At 54.2% G+C, this 16,810-nt stretch carries 16 protein-coding genes, 1 rRNA gene and 8 pseudogenes; 13 read left to right on the top strand and 12 right to left on the bottom strand.

Annotation, left to right across the window (positions count from 1 at the left end):
* Positions 1 to 174 precede the first annotated feature (174 nt).
* From ACYJ11_RS19560 to ACYJ11_RS19550, 3 genes are all read right to left on the bottom strand, one after another.
* Entirely contained in the window at positions 175 to 603 is a 429-nt protein-coding gene (locus tag ACYJ11_RS19560; RefSeq protein ID WP_461649102.1) for a radical SAM domain-containing protein, read from the bottom strand.
* Between the two features lie 153 nt (positions 604 to 756).
* Positions 757 to 1,356: a cupredoxin domain-containing protein gene (locus ACYJ11_RS19555; RefSeq protein ID WP_461649101.1), complete on the bottom strand. Its 600-nt coding sequence runs from the start codon at positions 1,354 to 1,356 to the stop codon at positions 757 to 759.
* A 1,288-nt stretch (positions 1,357 to 2,644) separates the two neighbouring features.
* Positions 2,645 to 2,845 (bottom strand): hypothetical protein, encoded by a 201-nt coding sequence (locus tag ACYJ11_RS19550; protein ID WP_461649100.1) that lies wholly within the window; start codon positions 2,843 to 2,845, stop codon positions 2,645 to 2,647.
* Positions 2,846 to 3,003: 158 nt separating this feature from the next.
* Here ACYJ11_RS19550 and ACYJ11_RS19545 point away from each other — a divergent pair.
* Positions 3,004 to 3,117, top strand: a pseudogene (locus ACYJ11_RS19545) (helix-turn-helix domain-containing protein); the annotation flags it as partial.
* 14 nt (positions 3,118 to 3,131) lie between these two features.
* Here ACYJ11_RS19545 and ACYJ11_RS19540 read toward each other — a convergent pair.
* Both ACYJ11_RS19540 and ACYJ11_RS19535 read right to left on the bottom strand, forming a co-directional pair.
* Positions 3,132 to 3,863 carry a lysostaphin resistance A-like protein gene (locus ACYJ11_RS19540; protein ID WP_461649099.1) on the bottom strand — a complete coding sequence of 244 codons (732 nt, stop codon included), beginning with the start codon at positions 3,861 to 3,863 and terminating at the stop codon, positions 3,132 to 3,134.
* Between the two features lie 482 nt (positions 3,864 to 4,345).
* Positions 4,346 to 4,503 (bottom strand): annotated as a pseudogene (locus tag ACYJ11_RS19535) (radical SAM domain-containing protein); the annotation flags it as partial.
* A gap of 125 nt (positions 4,504 to 4,628) precedes the next feature.
* Between ACYJ11_RS19535 and ACYJ11_RS19530 the strand changes: the two are divergent.
* Both ACYJ11_RS19530 and ACYJ11_RS19525 read left to right on the top strand, forming a co-directional pair.
* Positions 4,629 to 4,859, top strand: coding sequence for an antitoxin VapB family protein (locus ACYJ11_RS19530; protein ID WP_058991331.1), 231 nt, complete (start codon positions 4,629 to 4,631; stop codon positions 4,857 to 4,859).
* The gene (locus ACYJ11_RS19525; RefSeq protein ID WP_461649098.1) at positions 4,856 to 5,263 is read left to right on the top strand and encodes a PIN domain-containing protein; all 408 of its coding nucleotides are present in this window, start codon (positions 4,856 to 4,858) and stop codon (positions 5,261 to 5,263) included. The genes ACYJ11_RS19530 and ACYJ11_RS19525 overlap by 4 nt, the downstream gene beginning before the upstream one ends.
* 9 nt (positions 5,264 to 5,272) lie before the next feature.
* Here the strand turns inward: ACYJ11_RS19525 and ACYJ11_RS19520 are convergent.
* The 3 pseudogenes from ACYJ11_RS19520 to ACYJ11_RS19510 all read right to left on the bottom strand — a co-directional run.
* A pseudogene (locus tag ACYJ11_RS19520) lies at positions 5,273 to 5,356 on the bottom strand (site-specific integrase); the annotation flags it as partial.
* Positions 5,357 to 5,502: 146 nt separating this feature from the next.
* Positions 5,503 to 5,676, bottom strand: a pseudogene (locus ACYJ11_RS19515) (NUDIX hydrolase); the annotation flags it as partial.
* Between the two features lie 157 nt (positions 5,677 to 5,833).
* Positions 5,834 to 6,742, bottom strand: a pseudogene (locus tag ACYJ11_RS19510) (trans-sulfuration enzyme family protein); the annotation flags it as partial.
* On the opposite strand from ACYJ11_RS19510, the pseudogene ACYJ11_RS19505 reads away from it, so the two are divergent.
* The 8 genes and pseudogenes from ACYJ11_RS19505 to ACYJ11_RS19470 all read left to right on the top strand — a co-directional run.
* Positions 6,732 to 6,905: pseudogene (locus tag ACYJ11_RS19505) on the top strand (antibiotic biosynthesis monooxygenase); the annotation flags it as partial. The pseudogenes ACYJ11_RS19510 and ACYJ11_RS19505 overlap by 11 nt on opposite strands.
* A gap of 379 nt (positions 6,906 to 7,284) precedes the next feature.
* The gene (locus ACYJ11_RS19500) at positions 7,285 to 7,650 is read left to right on the top strand and encodes a hypothetical protein (protein WP_461649097.1); all 366 of its coding nucleotides are present in this window, start codon (positions 7,285 to 7,287) and stop codon (positions 7,648 to 7,650) included.
* A gap of 129 nt (positions 7,651 to 7,779) precedes the next feature.
* Positions 7,780 to 7,986 carry a hypothetical protein gene (locus tag ACYJ11_RS19495; protein ID WP_461649096.1) on the top strand — a complete coding sequence of 69 codons (207 nt, stop codon included), beginning with the start codon at positions 7,780 to 7,782 and terminating at the stop codon, positions 7,984 to 7,986.
* Between the two features lie 116 nt (positions 7,987 to 8,102).
* Positions 8,103 to 8,441, top strand: a complete 339-nt coding sequence (locus ACYJ11_RS19490; RefSeq protein ID WP_461649095.1) for a hypothetical protein — start codon at positions 8,103 to 8,105, stop codon at positions 8,439 to 8,441.
* Between the two features lie 610 nt (positions 8,442 to 9,051).
* Positions 9,052 to 10,404, top strand: a complete 1,353-nt coding sequence (locus ACYJ11_RS19485; protein WP_461649094.1) for a hypothetical protein — start codon at positions 9,052 to 9,054, stop codon at positions 10,402 to 10,404.
* Positions 10,405 to 10,514: 110 nt separating this feature from the next.
* On the top strand, positions 10,515 to 10,667 hold the full coding sequence (locus ACYJ11_RS19480) for a hypothetical protein (protein ID WP_461649093.1): 153 nt from the start codon (positions 10,515 to 10,517) through the stop codon (positions 10,665 to 10,667).
* A 593-nt stretch (positions 10,668 to 11,260) separates the two neighbouring features.
* Positions 11,261 to 12,298 (top strand): hypothetical protein, encoded by a 1,038-nt coding sequence (locus ACYJ11_RS19475; RefSeq protein ID WP_461649092.1) that lies wholly within the window; start codon positions 11,261 to 11,263, stop codon positions 12,296 to 12,298.
* A gap of 549 nt (positions 12,299 to 12,847) precedes the next feature.
* A complete protein-coding gene (locus tag ACYJ11_RS19470) occupies positions 12,848 to 13,291 on the top strand; it encodes a DUF3592 domain-containing protein (RefSeq protein WP_461649091.1) in 444 nt (147 codons plus the stop codon).
* Positions 13,292 to 13,440: 149 nt separating this feature from the next.
* On the opposite strand, the pseudogene ACYJ11_RS19465 reads toward ACYJ11_RS19470, so the two are convergent.
* The 3 genes and pseudogenes from ACYJ11_RS19465 to ACYJ11_RS19455 all read right to left on the bottom strand — a co-directional run.
* Positions 13,441 to 13,793: pseudogene (locus ACYJ11_RS19465) on the bottom strand (transposase); the annotation flags it as partial.
* Between the two features lie 170 nt (positions 13,794 to 13,963).
* Entirely contained in the window at positions 13,964 to 15,286 is a 1,323-nt protein-coding gene (locus tag ACYJ11_RS19460) for an HNH endonuclease (RefSeq protein ID WP_461649090.1), read from the bottom strand.
* 113 nt (positions 15,287 to 15,399) lie between these two features.
* Positions 15,400 to 15,960: a hypothetical protein gene (locus ACYJ11_RS19455; RefSeq protein ID WP_461649089.1), complete on the bottom strand. Its 561-nt coding sequence runs from the start codon at positions 15,958 to 15,960 to the stop codon at positions 15,400 to 15,402.
* Between the two features lie 148 nt (positions 15,961 to 16,108).
* Between ACYJ11_RS19455 and ACYJ11_RS19450 the strand changes: the two genes are divergently transcribed.
* Positions 16,109 to 16,300 carry a hypothetical protein gene (locus ACYJ11_RS19450; RefSeq protein ID WP_188980923.1) on the top strand — a complete coding sequence of 64 codons (192 nt, stop codon included), beginning with the start codon at positions 16,109 to 16,111 and terminating at the stop codon, positions 16,298 to 16,300.
* Positions 16,252 to 16,415: pseudogene (locus tag ACYJ11_RS19445) on the top strand (site-specific integrase); the annotation flags it as partial. The gene ACYJ11_RS19450 and the pseudogene ACYJ11_RS19445, both read left to right, overlap by 49 nt.
* Positions 16,416 to 16,580: 165 nt before the next feature.
* Here ACYJ11_RS19445 and rrf read toward each other — a convergent pair.
* Positions 16,581 to 16,703 (bottom strand): 5S ribosomal RNA (gene rrf, locus ACYJ11_RS19440).
* Positions 16,704 to 16,810: the final 107 nt, after the last annotated feature.

The following is a 16,810-nucleotide window of genomic DNA, read 5'->3' as shown; positions in this document are numbered from 1 at the left end:
ATGGGTTATGTATCGTAGCTCGGCCCCTGCTTGCGCTAAATGCAACTCACTGGTTGACCAGCGAAGAAATCGAGATTGTTGAGGCAACAGTTGAGGAGTGGTGCTTAGCACTTAGCGTACTCTTCAGTTACGGCCGCTTGTCGTTCCACTGAGGCGGCTGACGGATTTTCTCGGCTACATGAGTCTTCGAATCTGCTCAGATTCTTCTGCTAACACTGCCTGAGTAGATGATTCCCGATAATCCTGTCCAGAAAACGACTCCGGCGACACAGCCTGTTGCATCGCCTTGAGCTTCGACCGGAGTTGGCCGCTCGTCGAGCGCACCAGTTCATCATCTGGCCAGGAATGCACGTCGAGCCCGTCGAAACGCGTTGCAACCTGCTGGACGGTATTCAATCGTGCAAGCGCGTATTCAACCCAGTACTGGTGACTGTCCTGCATCTGCTGGAGTTCTGCAACAACGTCATCGTAGCCGGCTTCTTTGGCGGCGGTGAGACATTGCTGGAAGTTCGCGCCGCGGGGATTGATCGGCTCGTGGAAGACGACGACTTCACCGAGCGCTCTGAAGTAGCTGAGTAGCTCGTGAAAGTCCTCCTCGTCCATCGTCGTGTTGTGGGCGACATCAAGACGGACACCGACACACCGGCCTGCTGGAGCGTATCTAGCGCCTGCCAGGGAGGCATCGACGGCGGGGCGTTCGGCTCCGTCAATGACGATAAATCTGGACCAAATCAAACAACTCGCTTGTGCCGATTTTCACTCGCTACCGGCAACGATGACACCGTAACTTCCCTTCCAGCCCCGACCGTGCGTACGACAGCTATACCAGAGTTTGCCCTCTTCTTCGAGTGTATAGGTGAAACTGGTATCATCTCCCTCAACTCGGGGGATGTGGCTAAGCCGATCGCCATTCTCGTCTTTTAGACTGTGTTCTTCACCATCTGGCCAGACCCACTTCACTGTCTGTCCAACATCGACCCAAACGGCGGGTTCAGACATGAACCCGAATCCAACACCGTTTATAATCTCAACAGTCCCTTCGCCTCGTGCATCAAGGAACCCACCCTCGAAATGCGGGCTGTACTCTAACGTGTTCTTCTGTCTCTCCGTTAACTGCTTCCAAGGGTATGAATCCTTACCGGTGTAATCCCCGCTGGGCGTTGCGTTTTCTGTGGTTGTCGGCGTTGGTTCTGGAGTCTGACTTTCGGAAGTCGCTTGGGTTGCTTCAGATGTTGAGGCTTCTGTTGCCGTAGGCGTTGTACTGGAACGAGCCTCCGTTTGAGTCCCTCCAGAACTGCTGTCTGAACTACAGCCAGCAATTGTACCCGCAATGAGGAGTCCACCGACCTGCTTCATAAGCGACCGCCTATTCATTGCACCTGAATGTTCGGGTGTACTGTTTGTAAAGTCCTTGTTTTATTTTGAGTTTACTATTAAATTTTCTACACTATAAACACATAAGAAACTAGAAATATATCTTATAGTACTCTGACTGGCAGTTCAGTATCTTTTTTCGCTGGGATTTGCTGTCCACTTCACCCACGCTGAGTATTCAGATGAACAGTCGTTTCACACATGAATCGTCGCGCGTTCCTTTCCGGAGTGGGCTCGGTCGTTTCTCTTTCTTGTGCTGGCTGCAGTGCACATTCATCTGACTCACAGACAATGGCCCCCCATAGGGACACACCCCTGAGACAGAAACAACGGGCTCTGAGTTCGATCCCACGGTTGAGCCAACACTCCGACTCGGTACTGCATCCCGGCTTAGGTACGAGGTAATGCCAAGTCGAGAGTACGAGCATCTCGAAGCGAACAACAGCGTCCGGATTACATGGGGCGCAGGAGATAGCAGTACAATGCCGTTTGCACGGTGGGAAACACATCGAGCTGTTGACCATGCATCAGACCGACTACAGACCCTCTTAGACGAGAAGGCGCTTACCGGGACGGGCTGTCGATTTTCAAAAGATCGTAGCGAATACGCCTCGGGTCATGGAAATCACCGTGCTGTTCCCCGAGCAAGACTACACTGCCGTCTTGCCTGTCGTATGCGATAGAGGGTGGATACGGGACGAATGAGGAGGCGTTATTGCGCTACTCGACGGTCAACCCGTAATAAAAGCGCAACCCATGCGCTTGATTACCGCTGCAGTCTGTGGAATTCAAAAAAGAGCGAATGCTGACGCTGTTCGACGATTCGAACGCTGTCGTCCCCTAGTCAGAACGAGATAATTTCCTTGAGGCCGTGAAGTGACCACCGGAACGTAGCTGGCCATATACTAAAATGGTCAGTGCAGGCGATTCATGACTCTGCCATGTCACCGATAGCTCCGGCCATGCCAAGAAGCATTAGTCCATACCCAGCAAGTCCAGCGGGGGTTGATGCTTGGAGAAGCAAATACCCAGTAAATGCGCCAAGGCCTCCGATAATAGCCCCTCGCTTTCTCGTCGACCGGGTGGACTTGCCACGAGACAGAGCGAGCCACTGCTGTTTGTGGGCCAAGAGCATCGACGTTACTGCACCGTAGAGGGGAAGAAGCGAGACCATGATCAGGTGGTCCGATGTGGCGAACTCTGCTGCAAGAACTGTGACTACTAATCCAACAGTCAGTGAAATGGTGTATCGGAGGGCAGTACGCATAGACTAAATTACAACTACCGAAAATAAGTACGATACGAAATCTGAACACACAATTCGCACGCTTACCGAGCAGTCGAAGCGGTCAGAGGGTTCCTGCTGGGTGTATTGCCGGTCGGGGTTAGCGTAGAGCAACTCAGCGGTGCCGAAGAAGGCCTTCTTCTTCGCTTTGAATTCCTCCTCAAACTCTGCTGGCACCTGCGCCATGCTGCCCCGTTGGATAACTGGACAAATAAAGGGATGAACTATGGGTTGACGACGATACTGGGGTCCCTTGATTGCTGTCGACCCCCAGTAGCGGCTTTATATCGCTGAGCGTTGCTGAATAGAATCGGCGTGTTTTCAACTACTGCTATTACAGCAACTCCAGAGAGGCTATCCACAAGATTATTGCCGAGGCGGTTGGTGTCGCTCCTACAACTGCTTGGTCTCATCTCCGGACAATCGAAGCACGAGTGTTTGAAGCGCTAGTACGATAATCATCCTATTCACCTCAGCCAGCCAGTAGTGGCAAGGCGGTAGTGAGCGAAACGAAAATCCCGTGAACAAGCGCTGGAACGACGATATTATCCGTTTTAGCATAGATCCAACCAGCAATCATGCCGAAGCCACCTTGGGCCATATAGAAGAGTATGTCACCAAGAGCAAGGGCGGCGGGGTCAGCATGAGACATTCCAAAGAGTATACCACCAGCAGCGATAGCTGGCCAGAGACCGACAACGTCTTCGAGTGACCGTTGGATGATACCGTGGAAAATCACCTCCTCGGCTGGGCCGACAAGCACTAATAACGTCACTACTCGGGCGATTCGGACACGCTCTGAAAGCGTAAATAGCATCGTGCGCTCCAGTCCAAGAACATTCTGAATCAGGACGAGTGAACCGAGCAGCCAGATGAACGACACCACGACGCCCAGAGGGATATACGCCCACTCCCAATTCTTCGGACGGCGCACACCCATCCATTCGAGTGGCGATGAAATATCGAATATTCGCACGGCTAGCAGTGTGAGCCCGACAGCGAGGAATCCACGGAGGAGTTGGGCGCTTACGTCACGGACAACTGGGAACTCGCTAAGCAGGAGCGGTCCTGCCCTCGGGGAGTGACCGAGTAAGATGGCAACGAACTCCAGATATATCCACACGGTAACGGTTATAATTACGGCCACGCCAAGACGAGAGCTGACAGTGCCACGATTTTTTCGAGTGGACTGTGTGGTACTCATTTCATCAATTACTATCCACACAGCTGACAAAAAAGAGCCGCAGCACTTCTGGGGAAGAAGCCAGACCGAATATTTAACAAGCACTATTGTGGGGACAGTAATACCGAGTACCGAGCAGGCGGGATGAATCGGCTCAAACCGTGCACCGAGTCTCTATTCCTGAAATGTTGCGTGGGTGTTTATTGAATACGTGTTTGGAGTAAGACACAATGCACCTCAAACTGTCACAGGATGAATCTCGGTGGTGTGTACAATAATGCAGTTGTACGATGCGGTAAAACACCACCTCTTTCTGCTCCCATTTCACCCGTAAGTTCACACACCTACCGAGCAATAAATGACGGTCAGAAAACGGAGTGGGAGAAGTGGCTAACCAGCACTCATGGCATTACCCACCATTTGTTGGTTAGCGCTTTATCCACCAATACCGTCGCTGCCACGTGCTGGTACTCTGCTTGCGACGGCCTCGGCTGGCTACTAGTGAGATGCTGTATAGAATCACTATCCCCGGCTAACTCGGATTGCTGAGGCGAGGCTCTGTATCATCCTCGGAGAACGATTCCGGTGACACAGCCTGTTGCATTGCCTTGAGCTTCGACCGAAGTTGGCCGCTCGTCGAGCGCACCAGCTCATCGTCAGGCTAGGTTCACTTGCTTTGGGGACCTTCGAATCTGCAACTAGTATTTAGTAGGCAATCTCACCGTTCTCGTCCTGCTGTCGCACCCAAATGCTGATTCCGATGGAGTGTCAACGCTGTCAACAGGGATGTCACATCAGGTTCGTCTGGAGGACGATGTCTACGAACGGATCAAAGCAAACAAGCGTGATGACGAGTCGTTTAGCGACGCCGTGGAGCGGCTTATCGGTGGGCACTCACTCAGTGACCTACGCGGCGTGTTTGACGAGGACCAGGTGACCGAGATGCGGGACGCTATCGAGCAGGCTAACGAGGATGACCGCGACGAGGTTCGAGATGTCGCGGAGCGATTCGAATGATTGTCGATACGAGCTTTATTTTGGATATCATCGACGGTGTCGAAGCGGCCGTCGAGAAGGAACGGGAGCTCGAAGCAGCGAACGTTCCATTGGTGATTCCATCAGTGACAGTCTTGGAATTGTACATTGGCGTTGGGAAGATCGCGAATACTCGCGAGGAACGTCAGGCGGTAGAAGCCGTGCTTGACTCGTACCCACTGATCGATATGACCCCGAGCATCTCTCGTCGCGCCGGTCGGCTACTCGGTGAACAGATGGCTGATGCGGATGACGGTGAGGGGCCAGGTATTGGCAAAGGAGACGCGGCAATCGCTGCAACCGCTATAGAGCGTGATGAGCCTGTTCTGGCCGGCGACAGCCACTTCGGAACCATTCCCAGTGTAACTCACGAAAGCTATCGGTAGCGGGACTTCTCACAGTTCGAGTTCTGCAAATGCTTCATCGATAACGTCCTCGCTTGGGGCGTTCAGGGAGGGTTCGATAGCGGCGAATGAATCCCCATCCCGACACGGTGCCCGGTGACGACTGATGGCTATCACTGATACCCTCGACGCCAGCAGCAATCCGGCATTGGTGGAGACAATCCAGTCGATCGAGGAGGCGATGTGCTCGTGGTCAACGGCGACGCACGGACGTGGGATGTCACATTACATAAGAAACAGTTCGTCACGAAATGGACCGTCTCTCGGGACGGATACGAGAACACCTGCTGCTCCGGGTTGGAATATACTCCTGTTAGTCGGTCGACCGTGATCTGAAGACCTGTCTCTTCCTGTACCTCTCGCAAAATTGCCTCCTCAACCGCTTCACCTCGTTCACAACGGGTGTGTCGCCGAGAGCCAGACATAATCGAACCACTCGAATAATTCGTACTGGCTCGTCTAGAAACAGTTCGAGTTCCTGCTATTGACAGGCATCTCTTGTGGACGGTTGGACTACGTGTGATTCGGGACATCCGAAAAGGGAACATGCACCTACGGTAGTGCCTTCCGGAGGTCCTCGCAGAGGTCATCAGCATCTTCAAGGCCAACGGATACCCGAACCAACGTCTCAGGAATCTCCGCCGAATCCTCACTACGGCTGAACTCGTCGGGAATCATTAGCGACGGCACCTCAACAAGGCTCTCAACTCCATCGAGACTAGCTCCCGGTGTGAACACCTCAAGTCCCTCGATGAACGCCTCTAGTTCGATGAGAGTGCCATCGAACTCGAAGGATAGCATCCCACTGTACCCTGACATCTGCTCACTTGCAAGATCGTGTTGCGGGTGACTTTCAAGACCTGGATAGTAGACACGAGCGACTCGATCATGGTTTTCAAGGAAACGGGCGACTTCCATCGCATTCTTCTCATGATGTTCCATCCGCGCTGGCAATGTCTTGATGCCTCGCGCAACGAGGTAGCAGTCGAACGGCGATAGCATATTCCCGAATCCGACCCGCTGCGCGAACGACAATTGCTCGAACACTCCACTGTCGTCGGTGACAACGGCACCGCCAATTGAGTCAGAGTGCCCGTTGAGATACTTAGTAGTGCTGTGAACGACGACGTCAGCACCCAGTTCGAGTGGGGCTTGGTAGTACGGACTCGCAAAGGTACTGTCAACGCCGAATAGGGCATCGTTGTCATCGGCGATGTCGGCTATCGTTTGGATATCGCACAATCTAATCAGGGGGTTTGACGGTGTTTCTGCCCAGATTAAGTCGGTGTCCATGCGGACTACATCGGCAACGTTGTGGGGGTCACGGGCGTCGACAAAGTCGACGTCAACGCTGAGGTGTCCGGCCAGGTATTCCGTGAGCAACTTTTCAGTTCCGCTATAGATGGTGTCCGAGGAGACCACGTGACCTCCCGGAGGGACCAGCGATAGCATCGTCGTTGAGGTGGAGTCGTTGGACGCGCTTGAGTCGTTTAGAGCGGATGCAGACCACAAACGCGCAAAAAAGCGGTGGACGGAGTGGTACGATGCGTACGAAGTTACCGTTACGGAGGTCGTTGAAACATATGGGAGTGGGTTTGGTGACGATGCGAGTCCACTTGCGTAGGATGCCACTGAGTGATTTAGATTAGTGCACCCCGCAAACGAGTCCCGAGTTCCCACTCCGTATCAGCCAATTCACCGGCCCAGATCAAACTCTCCCGTGTCTGCAAAATACTTGGTGTGTAGCGACCACAACCTGATCAGCACTTCTCACCCGGTAAGGGTTCAACAGAGTCCAACGATTGCAGGCAAAATGGCAGGCAATGACCTCCCGAATAAAGCACTTAGAAACCACATCTCCTTCGGACGACGGCCGTACTATCTTCGAAAATCTTGATCAACTGCTGGAGCAGAAATGACGCTGGTTTGTGACCGGTCTTGATCGCGACTCCACATGGCTAACCAACTAAACGGACATCTACTGCGAGTGTGTTGGTTAGCGTATGCCTGACCGCCCCCATGCCAAGACAGCACTCGAAGAGCTCCGAGCCATTGACCATGACTCACTCCCAGCAGAGGTGACAGAAACATACGAACGAGCACTCGAGGATGTCGGGACACTCTATGCAGACCTGAAAGCGGCAGCTGAAACTGACGATCAGCCCGAAAAGCAGCCCGACACACCGAAGGATTGGGACGAGGATGACTGGGAAGACCAGCTTGCCGAGGCTCGTGAGAAGGCAGAGATTTCACGAACAACGGGCGCCCTCACGACGAAGACTATCGACGGTCGCGGCTACTACTATCTGCAGTGGCGAGACGGTGACACGATCACGAGCCAGTATGTCGGACTCGTTGATCCAGCCTAAGCGAAAAACAGGACCACACACCCCGTTTCGAGCGTTAATCATAGAAGTTAGCCTCTACTGGTATTCCCGTTCCATCACCACGTCCTGTACGAGATTATCCGCCGGAAGGGCCGGATTCGGACAGCAGCCGTGAATGACCGCTATGATGCGATTGCGGCTGTTGCCTACGATGGCCGCGACCAGACGCCGATCTCGAAGCGAGAACGGCGAACGAAGCTCACGAAACTCGTTGCGTACGACTTCCCCGATTGTGATGGCGAGGGACCGGGGCGGGAGTACTGGCCATGCGATTCGTCGGTCTCATCCCCACTTGACCTGACGGTCCCAGTGCCGTAGTGGGTGCGGATGGGCTTTGGTCATAGCGAGAAGGCGTGTAACGATTGTTCAGTGGGTTTGCGAACTTGTCCTCAGATTTCGTATCGTACTTGTTTCCGGTAGTTGTAATTTAGTCTATGCGTACTGCCCTCCGATACACCATTTCACTAACTGTTGGATTAGTAGTCACAGTTCTTGCAGCAGAGTTCGCCACATCGGACTACTTGATTATGTTCTCGCTTCTTCCACTCTACGGTGCAGTAACATCGATGCTTTTGGCACACAAACAGCAGCGGCTCGCTCTGTCTCGTGGCGAGTCCACCCGGTCGACGAGGAAGCGAGGGGCTATTATCGGTGGCCTTGGTGCATTCACTGGGTGTTTGCTTCTCCAAGCATCAATCCCTGCCGGGTTTGCTGGATACGGACTCATGCTTCTCGGCATGGCTGGAGCTATCGGTGACATGGCAGAGTCATGAACCGCCTGTACTGACCGCTGTCGTGGTTGCTGTATGCCGGCCTGTGGATCCGTAGTTGCGATGTTGGTCTGGGCAGTCGGACCTGCGTGGACTGCATAGCCACAGTTCCAGCACTCGACTGGTTGCCGTCCCACATCGCCGGGTTCGTCTCGTCGCACGTGGTAGAGTCCTCGTCAGTGGTGACCATACTCGAACATCCGGCTGACAGTGACTAAATGTGAGCTCCTGTTTTGGCACGAGAGACCGGCAGCGAGCTGGGACGCACTGTTGCGGTTCGATCAATGGGGTGATTCCGCGTTTTAGAGAGTGAGATACACCCCCTGCATTTATTATATATGGTCGATTGATGGTTTTCTGTGCGAGACCTGCAGACATCACCGATAGCGTCCGTCTACCTCGGCTGGCTGTACAGTATCGGTGCTCCGTTTCGTGCCCTCGTCACAGGTGTGGGAACTTTCCTTAGAGACGACACGCCCTTCAATGCGTATCTGAGTAACGGTACCGCTACGAGCTCGTGCACTCGGCCGATATTGAGCGATACGCTCAACCCACAGGCCACCAACCAAAGTGAATCTGTACGCGACTTCGAGCGTCCTGACTCACAGACACCATGCGTCTGATCAGGGATCGCCGGATACTGTTGGGGTCGGTTTGCGTCGAGACCGTCGCCACAGCAATCGTCCTGCTGTACGGGCACCTTTCGCTGATAGCCGTCGCCGTTCTGTATTGGATCGACCTGCTCTTTCTGACATTCCGGACAACGGCACAACAATTGCTGTCACGGCCCGTAACGGAGGATCGTTCGACCACTCTTCAGCGTCCGTTCCGCCTCCTAGCCCACAAGCGCGGATCGATCACGGTTACCGACCGCCTTCCGGGGGTCTACTTGCGAAACTTCGCCGGGGTACCGGGAGCAGTGTTCGTACTGGCTCTTTCGGCAACTACAACGGCGTACGTCGCGGCCGTCTATGTCCCTAGTGAGATGTGGGTCTCCCCGGCTGCACTGCTTTTATTCGGCGGCGGACTCATCGCAGCGGCGACAAAATCGTGGCTGGTGCTGAAGGCGTACGTGGCTTCGGGCGGACACGAGGTCAACCCCGCCTCCGCGGTTACTCCCCGGAAACGGATGCTGGCGTTCGCCGTCTACGGTGGGTTGTTGTGGCTCGCCTCGAAGTGGACGCTCACGACCCTCTCACAAGAGGGCCCGGAGATAGCACGCGCTGGGATGACGGTCTCTGCGTCCGTGTTGATCGTGTCGCGTTTCGCGTACGGTTGGTACGCGTCGCGTGCTCAACCCGACAATGGGAGGACGGGTGCGATGTCCGAATCCAACGATGAAGCGGCGTCCCACGGTCAGTCGGAGCCCACAGCGAAGCGGGACGCTCCCCTACCGTCTTCGCCGTCGGTTCCAGACGGGGAACCGCGTGAAACGATGGCGCCGGTTCGCGCGTCGATCCTCGCTGCAGGGGTGGTAAACGCGATGACGACCGGCGGTGTCGTCGACAACCGGTTCGGTCACTGGAGACAATTCACGATTCGGGTGGGGTTGGCGGGGATGATGGTCGTCGCCGTTCTCGCCCTGTGGGATGGTGCTGTCGTGGTGTCCGCGACTCTAGCCGCTATTTCCCTCAGCTTGGTTGGCGCTCTCTTGGTGGTGAGTGCAGCACATATGCTGTTAGCGCTTGGCGGCGTCGAGTACAGATTTCACAAGTCCAGGGTGGTAGCGTACGACCGATACCTCGGACGGCTACAGTGGTCGGCGTCATACGACCGCGTCCGGAACGTCTCAGTCGGGCGCGGGCTATTCGGAAGCCCGCTCTGGCTGGACGCCGGGACAGTGTTTTTCGATCGGATTCCCAACCCTGAGGGTGATGAGTCCACGCGAGAGCCGAGATCATCGATCGCGTTCGTTTCGGACCCTGAACGCGCCGGCGAACTGCTCCAATCCCGTGACGAGCAGTAACGGCTTTAGCGTGGTTGCCGCCGCTTGGGGAGCGCGATGGGCCATCAGTCTTGACTTGTCAAAGCTGTGTACCGATGTCGTGTAAGCACGGAGGACGTCTTCCGACTCCAATGTGGACGCCACAACGAGAACAGGCCGCCGAGTCGTCGGTCAGGTCGTGGTGTGCAGTTCCGGTCATCGCCATCAGCACAGCGCTGGTCGAGGATGAGAGTCATCGCGAGGGTGGCCGCCGTGGGCCCAGCAACAACGGTGGGCCTGAGTAGGCCGGCGGCACTGGCATCGGAGCGATGGCCGGCAGTGCTGCGCTATAGTAGCCATGCGCGAGTGGTCAGTACAGGTAACAAGCGGGTCAAGTAGTACAATCGCAATTATATAGTAAATGGCGAAAATATCAGTCAGTATGGATACCTCAAATAATCTCACCGAATCAGAAATTCGTCATGCGGTGAGAGAAGAAATCTCTAGAGCGGGGTGGTCGGTTCTCTCAACTGTCTTTTGGACGATACTGTCTGTATTTACCATCCTCGTCGGGCTTCAAGCGTTGCAGCTAGCATTCTATACGAGTGGCTTGGTTGCCCTAGCCTTTGTTGCGGTTGGTGTACTTGTCACAGGTGCAAGCATGTATCTTCTCTATCTCCTTCACCGGTAGTTATTATCAGGAGTTTGCCAGTATGAGACGAATGTATTCCACGAAGTGATCTGTCCGGTATTGAATAACTGCAGGAATTGAGCGACGAGCTATCGGATAAATCGTTATTCCTGATAACTCGGAACAGGTGACCCCTCACTGGCTGACAGAATGGCCCAGTGTGTCCGTATGAAAAAAGTCAATCGGGCCATGGTCGAAACAGCAACTATGCCCCCGTGTACCCGCCGTGCCCTCCTCACGACTGCTGGGACTGGAGTCATAACCTCCCTCGCCGGCTGTGGGTCTCTCCTGAACAATTCACCGTCAACAGAAGCTCCGCCCTTCGAAGGGGCTGATGGATATCGCGTTTTCATGGCTGAAGGAGTTGATTTCCCGAACGTTGAGGCTGTCTCGTTCGTTGGGGAGGAGTCCAGCGCTGATGTGAGTGTGTATCCGTCCGGCGATGGCCACGTCCAACAAGTCCGTGACTGTCTTACTGACGGTCGACCTGCTGTCGTGGCAGGCCCGGACGCCCAGTGGACGGTCATGCAGGCGTGCGCCAGAAGCGGCCGGTCATACGGATTTACGCAGAACGGGTGGACACCAACAGACAGAATCGCCGCCGCCGTCCCGAAGCAGGGCCGATTGGACACACACAAATTCGTCGGTGCGGAACTACCGCGAGACCTCCCATGGGCGGTCAGTGAAGTACTCGACCCACAGTTGCAGGATTTCCCTGAACCATTGGACTTGGGGGTACCTGACGGCTCCACGACCATCGGCCGGTCACGTATTCGCGGGGTAAACGATGTCGGTGGGTTCGATCGCTGGGATATCGTTCGCTTGGCCGTCAAAGCTGAACCAGCTGTGGTGTCCGTCGATATGCAGGCCACGATATATGGCGGCGCCACCCCGAAGAGTGCCAGTTCATACAAACCGGATAGAGTCCGTCTCGTCTCAGATGTTCCCGGGAATATTACTGGAACAAGTCCGCAAAACATTGATTTAGAGGGTCTTGCTGTTGAAACCACTGATAGTGCCGGCTCCGACGAATCTTTTACGCAGTACACTTTCACTCCCCAGAAGAATGCCGAGCTAAGATCTTTCGCAGCCTGGACACGGACACAGTTTCAGACGAACGACACCGAACCGCCGATATCCTATGACTCTAACGGCCGGTTTCGGTGGCGTGATCCACAATTGCTTGAAGACGACACATGGGTGCATCATACGCCCGGAGAAGCCGTCTGGTATCCGAACCGTTGACTCCAATTGAATTTTCTTTGACTCCTCGATATCAATTCATCCGGCATCGAGAACAGTCGACCGGTGGCTCGGCGAGGACACCGCTCGGAATAAGTGCCTGGCGTGCGGGAGTCGCCCTCGAACCGGGTTAGGGAGATCCAAGTCGCACTCATAGGCGAGGTTGAGGAATGTCTGTGTGGGAATAACAAAGTATCTCTGCCTGTGGGCTGTGTTTCTGGGTTGGTTCGTGCGAGTTTGGGGGCAGATGGCTCCCGACAGCGGGCTCAAATGGATCAGCGGCGATTGGACTGGGCGATGGCTGGCAGTGCTGTGACATGGTGGCCATGCCGGGACGTGCCGTTGATGGTAGTACGGGTTCGACATTCACTAGGAGAGCAGGGTAGATGCTCTCTTGCTTGTGTAAGTGCAGTTTATTTGTGCATTGGATCTGTTGAAATCCTATTCTTCAGACACATTATCGACTGAAACAGCCGGTTGCTGAAGACCGTATGTGTTGCGCAGTGAGAAATACGTCGAAATTAATATTCAGTCGTCTAAACAATCACCAATATGTCGAAGCTGTCTCTGATAAGTATAATACTGGGGATTGTGCTGCTCGGAGTTGCTGGATACATGGCATACTCTCAGCAACAAAGCCTCTCGTCCGGGGTGCAGATTGAAGCCACGGTAGAGAGCAAAGAAATCACCATGGATTCCTCAAAAAGGGGGGATAGGTACACCCCCCACGTCACTTACAGCTACACGTACAACGGAACCCAATACACTTCCGACAACATCAGACCGGGAATAGGAACAAAAGCGTCCGACACAAGGACTGCCGCGGAAGACAGAATTGACCAGTACAATGTCGGGGAGACAACCACGGCCTATGTCGTGCAAGGCTCGCCCTCGAAATCGTATCTTAAGAAAAAGAGTAGCCCTCTACCACTTATATTCGGCATCTTAGGCCTATTCCTGATCGGAAGACCAGTCTACAAATCCGTCGCTTCTTAACTTCGAACCGCTTTGTTAGGGTGATGTCCTTCCGCTTGGTTGCTGAATCACTACTTCATATTCTGGCTCTAAGTCTCGCACGTGATTCGTAACAATATTATGGTATTTTTGAGTGTCGGGCTGGTATGTGGGTATCCTGTCTTGACCGTTCAGAGTGATCGGTCTACGTTATGAATGAGGCAGGCGATTGTGAGTTCACGGAACTGTTTCCACCAGCGTCGTGACCGGACGAACGCGCCGTACTTCCGCTTGAGCGTTGAGTTGACCGCCTCGGATTGACTCTGCTGGACGTAGAGATCAGCATCTAAGCGGGCGTTCCATGCCTTGTGGAGTGATGTGAACTCACGATGCTTAATCAGTGGCCGAACCTCGTGTTGCCGGGCAAGTCGCCTGATCTTCTGGTCGTCGTAGCTTTGTCACCGAGAAGTATGTCGATATTCTCGGGGTTGCGCTTGATCAGCGATGGAGCGATCTGACTATCGTGTTTCCGCGTCGTCGTCATTACCGAGTACATCAACCGACTCAGTCGCTACTGTATCGCGAATTGCCCGCGCTGTACGCCTCATTCGCTTCCGTTCTTCCACGGTACGGCTCACGTCTCATGGGAGAGACATTGAGTTGGAGTATCTCGACCTATCAAGTATAAAAAGATAATTGGGCCACAGTAAGTTCTCAGGAATTACCTGCGGTGAGCCACTCATCGAAGCCGTGTAGATCATCGTAGACCGTCGTTGGAGTTGAGAAAGCCCCATCGTGTGCTTCGAGATGGCAGGTCTTGCAGAGTGTCGCAAGGTTTTCGTCTGTATTTTCTCCGCCGACAGCGACTGGAATGATGTGATGTGGACTAAGATTTTCTGTACCGCCACACCGAAGGCATTCGTTACCATCGCGCTCGATGATACGCTCTCGGGTCGCTGCAGAGACTTTTTCGGCCTGTGAACGTCTGGACCACTCTTTTTCAACCGCGGCCTCGGCATCCTCATCATACTTGAACCGTCGAGCGTAGGACGTAGAACAATCAACGGCATCCGCAAGAGCCTGTGATGGCAGTCCTTGCTCCGCAGCTTCTAACAGATCACGAATCTGTGCCTCTTTGTTATCGGTGGGATCGGCCACTTCTTCGTGTAGCTGTTTCAGATCAGGTGTCGCTGCCCGCGTGTAGTCTTCGGGATCGCTACCCGTGTTAATCTGCCGACAACTACGCTCAGAGAGGTACTGCGGGTTGTCTCTTAGATAATCACGAATAGGTATACTGATACCGAAGTCGGAAGCAACAGGGAAAACCGATTGTGCAGCCTCAACGCCATCAGATAGTGTTTCGATTTCATTGAAATTGATGTGGGGTAAGGCATGTGAGAGTAGTTCCTCACATAGTTCTGATCGGTACCCATCGTTAAGCCACCCATAGCTGTCGATCACACAAGGGACCCCAGCAAAAATATCAATAGACATCGGGCCTTTCCGCAGCGGCCGTCCATGCGGATCATGCTTCCATGCAGAGATATTCCAGCATAATTCGGTATCGAGGCCGTCATACAGGTCACCCAGATAGTGGATTTCTGTGTCGTCAATGAATGTCCCAAATTTAGACTCTAAGACGTTCTTTTGCAACTCTTCAGCATCATCTATCGAGACAGCGAAGAGCACAATGAGTTGCTGTGGATTATCACTAAGAGAGAGCGTCAAGACATACCGCAGCTTGTCGTTCAGAGCATCCCGTACCGCCTGTTGGTGTTGGGCCTCAAAGCGTTCCACTGGCCTGTCACTGTACTCATACAACACTTCGTCTGATTCTAGATAACAGTCGAAACAGAGAGATGATGAGAGTCGAAACCCGTCCGAATGCCTGGCCTCACTCTCATCAAGTTCAGTTCCACACACGTCACAGAGCATAATATAGCGGTTTGGTTCGCAAAAATAAAAGGTAGCCACTTCGTCTCGACTCACCCCCACTACAGGCTGCACCCGATTCCGTTCCTCCACGGTGCAGCTCATGCTCCCAAACCTCAAATGAGATTACCGACCAACGAGCCTCCGACATGCGGACCGAGTTTTGGAGAGTTATCGAGGGAGTATAGACCCGTGAACACCTGTTCTGAGCGCAGCTCTCACTCCTCTTTCTCAAGCGAATTCCCCAGCAGCCGTGGCCATAGAACCCCACTCACCCAGGCCATATACGGCGCACAGAGTGTCACAATGATGCCGGTGAGCAGACAACCAATGGCAATACCGAGGTAAATGCCGGCTGGGAGGGCGGATTCCGCGAAAAGTTCGAGCGCGAATCCCACATAGACCGAGAAGACGACGCCACCGGTAAGCAGCATTATGAACCCAAAGAGTGCAAGCGCACTTGGGCCGGTCCGTGAGTGCTTCTTCAACAGCCACCAGAGGTCGGCGTAGAACCGTCGAACTGCCATGGTTGTTTCCGTGTGGCCTGGGTCATAAACGTCGACGTTCCAAGCGTAGGTAGTCTGGCTGTCGTGACGGTCGAGCCACTTGCTCATGTCTCGGATGTGGTTGCTGATCGTCGTCGAACAGTCGAAGCGGTCTGCGAGTTCCTGTTGGGTGTATTGTCGGTCAGGGTTGGCGTAGAGCAACTCAGCGATGCCGAAGAGGGTCTCCCTCTTCGCTTCGAATTCCTCCTCGAACTCCGACAGTACCTGCGCCATGCCATTCGATTAGATAACAGGACAAATAAAGGGCTGAACTATGAGTTGACGACGATACTGGGGCCCTTGACGGCTTTCAACCCCCAGTAGCAGGTCTATAAACGGTCTACTCGGTTTTAGCCCCCGGCGGGTGTCCGTTGGGGTGTCGATGGTAGAAGACGAAGACAGTGCACAACGTTGCACTCCGTCAGAGCACGTATCGAACACTGATCAGAACCTGCAGCGCGGACAGAGTGACGGCCGGCTCATCCTCGGTGCCTTCGTTGTCGTTATCATCGCGGGACCACTGGCGACGGCAGCCGTCGATTCGCCCAGCGGCTGCTCGTCGACGAGCAAATGAACCCGCGTGTTGTGATGGCCGTCGGTGGGTGGGACAGCTTCGCAGCCATTGAACCGTATCTGAACACACCCAGCGAGGACGTTATCGCCAAGCCTTTGCAGAGGCCGAGTTCTGACTGCGAACAACGTTGACCCCGGATACACAATTCATACCGCCAGCCGAGAAGCCCGCCGCAAGTGGCGCTGTCGACGACTCATTATTGAGCCGCTTAGTTGTTTATAAATACGGAAAGCCCACTCGGGAGAGATATCTCTCCTGAGTGGGCTGTGATAGGTATGAATGGTGGCGGCGAACCGCGTTTCCCAGAGGCTCGCGCACTCCAGTACTTCCCGGAACGCTGGTGGGCTTATCTTCCGTGTTCGGGATGGGTACGGGAGGCAACCCCACCGCTGTGGCCGCCTAACGCCGAGTCGTGGAATCGAACCACGAGTGTACCAGTCTCGGTCGGTCTCCACCGTGTGATTACGTGCGATCCAGTTTGCGCCTGGACTCGTTCAGCGACGAGATAAT

Source organism: Haloarcula sp. H-GB5 (assembly GCF_054850705.1).
The sequence above is the reverse complement of the archived record's forward strand: the minus strand, read 5'-3'. Positions and strand labels throughout refer to the sequence as shown.

What these genes read in the sequence shown, in the direction of transcription:
- ACYJ11_RS19560 (WP_461649102.1), bottom strand. Translation starts at nt 603, where the DNA reads ATGGACGAGGAGGACTTTCACGAGCTACTCAGCTACTTCAGAGCGCTC.
- ACYJ11_RS19555 (WP_461649101.1), bottom strand. Translation starts at nt 1,356, where the DNA reads ATGAAGCAGGTCGGTGGACTCCTCATTGCGGGTACAATTGCTGGCTGT.
- ACYJ11_RS19550 (WP_461649100.1), bottom strand. Translation starts at nt 2,845, where the DNA reads ATGGCGCAGGTGCCAGCAGAGTTTGAGGAGGAATTCAAAGCGAAGAAG.
- ACYJ11_RS19540 (WP_461649099.1), bottom strand. Translation starts at nt 3,863, where the DNA reads ATGAGTACCACACAGTCCACTCGAAAAAATCGTGGCACTGTCAGCTCT.
- ACYJ11_RS19530 (WP_058991331.1), top strand. Translation starts at nt 4,629, where the DNA reads ATGTCACATCAGGTTCGTCTGGAGGACGATGTCTACGAACGGATCAAA.
- ACYJ11_RS19525 (WP_461649098.1), top strand. Translation starts at nt 4,856, where the DNA reads ATGATTGTCGATACGAGCTTTATTTTGGATATCATCGACGGTGTCGAA.
- ACYJ11_RS19500 (WP_461649097.1), top strand. Translation starts at nt 7,285, where the DNA reads ATGCCTGACCGCCCCCATGCCAAGACAGCACTCGAAGAGCTCCGAGCC.
- ACYJ11_RS19490 (WP_461649095.1), top strand. Translation starts at nt 8,103, where the DNA reads ATGCGTACTGCCCTCCGATACACCATTTCACTAACTGTTGGATTAGTA.
- ACYJ11_RS19485 (WP_461649094.1), top strand. Translation starts at nt 9,052, where the DNA reads ATGCGTCTGATCAGGGATCGCCGGATACTGTTGGGGTCGGTTTGCGTC.
- ACYJ11_RS19480 (WP_461649093.1), top strand. Translation starts at nt 10,515, where the DNA reads ATGTGGACGCCACAACGAGAACAGGCCGCCGAGTCGTCGGTCAGGTCG.
- ACYJ11_RS19475 (WP_461649092.1), top strand. Translation starts at nt 11,261, where the DNA reads ATGCCCCCGTGTACCCGCCGTGCCCTCCTCACGACTGCTGGGACTGGA.
- ACYJ11_RS19470 (WP_461649091.1), top strand. Translation starts at nt 12,848, where the DNA reads ATGTCGAAGCTGTCTCTGATAAGTATAATACTGGGGATTGTGCTGCTC.
- ACYJ11_RS19460 (WP_461649090.1), bottom strand. Translation starts at nt 15,286, where the DNA reads ATGAGCTGCACCGTGGAGGAACGGAATCGGGTGCAGCCTGTAGTGGGG.
- ACYJ11_RS19455 (WP_461649089.1), bottom strand. Translation starts at nt 15,960, where the DNA reads ATGGCGCAGGTACTGTCGGAGTTCGAGGAGGAATTCGAAGCGAAGAGG.
- ACYJ11_RS19450 (WP_188980923.1), top strand. Translation starts at nt 16,109, where the DNA reads ATGGTAGAAGACGAAGACAGTGCACAACGTTGCACTCCGTCAGAGCAC.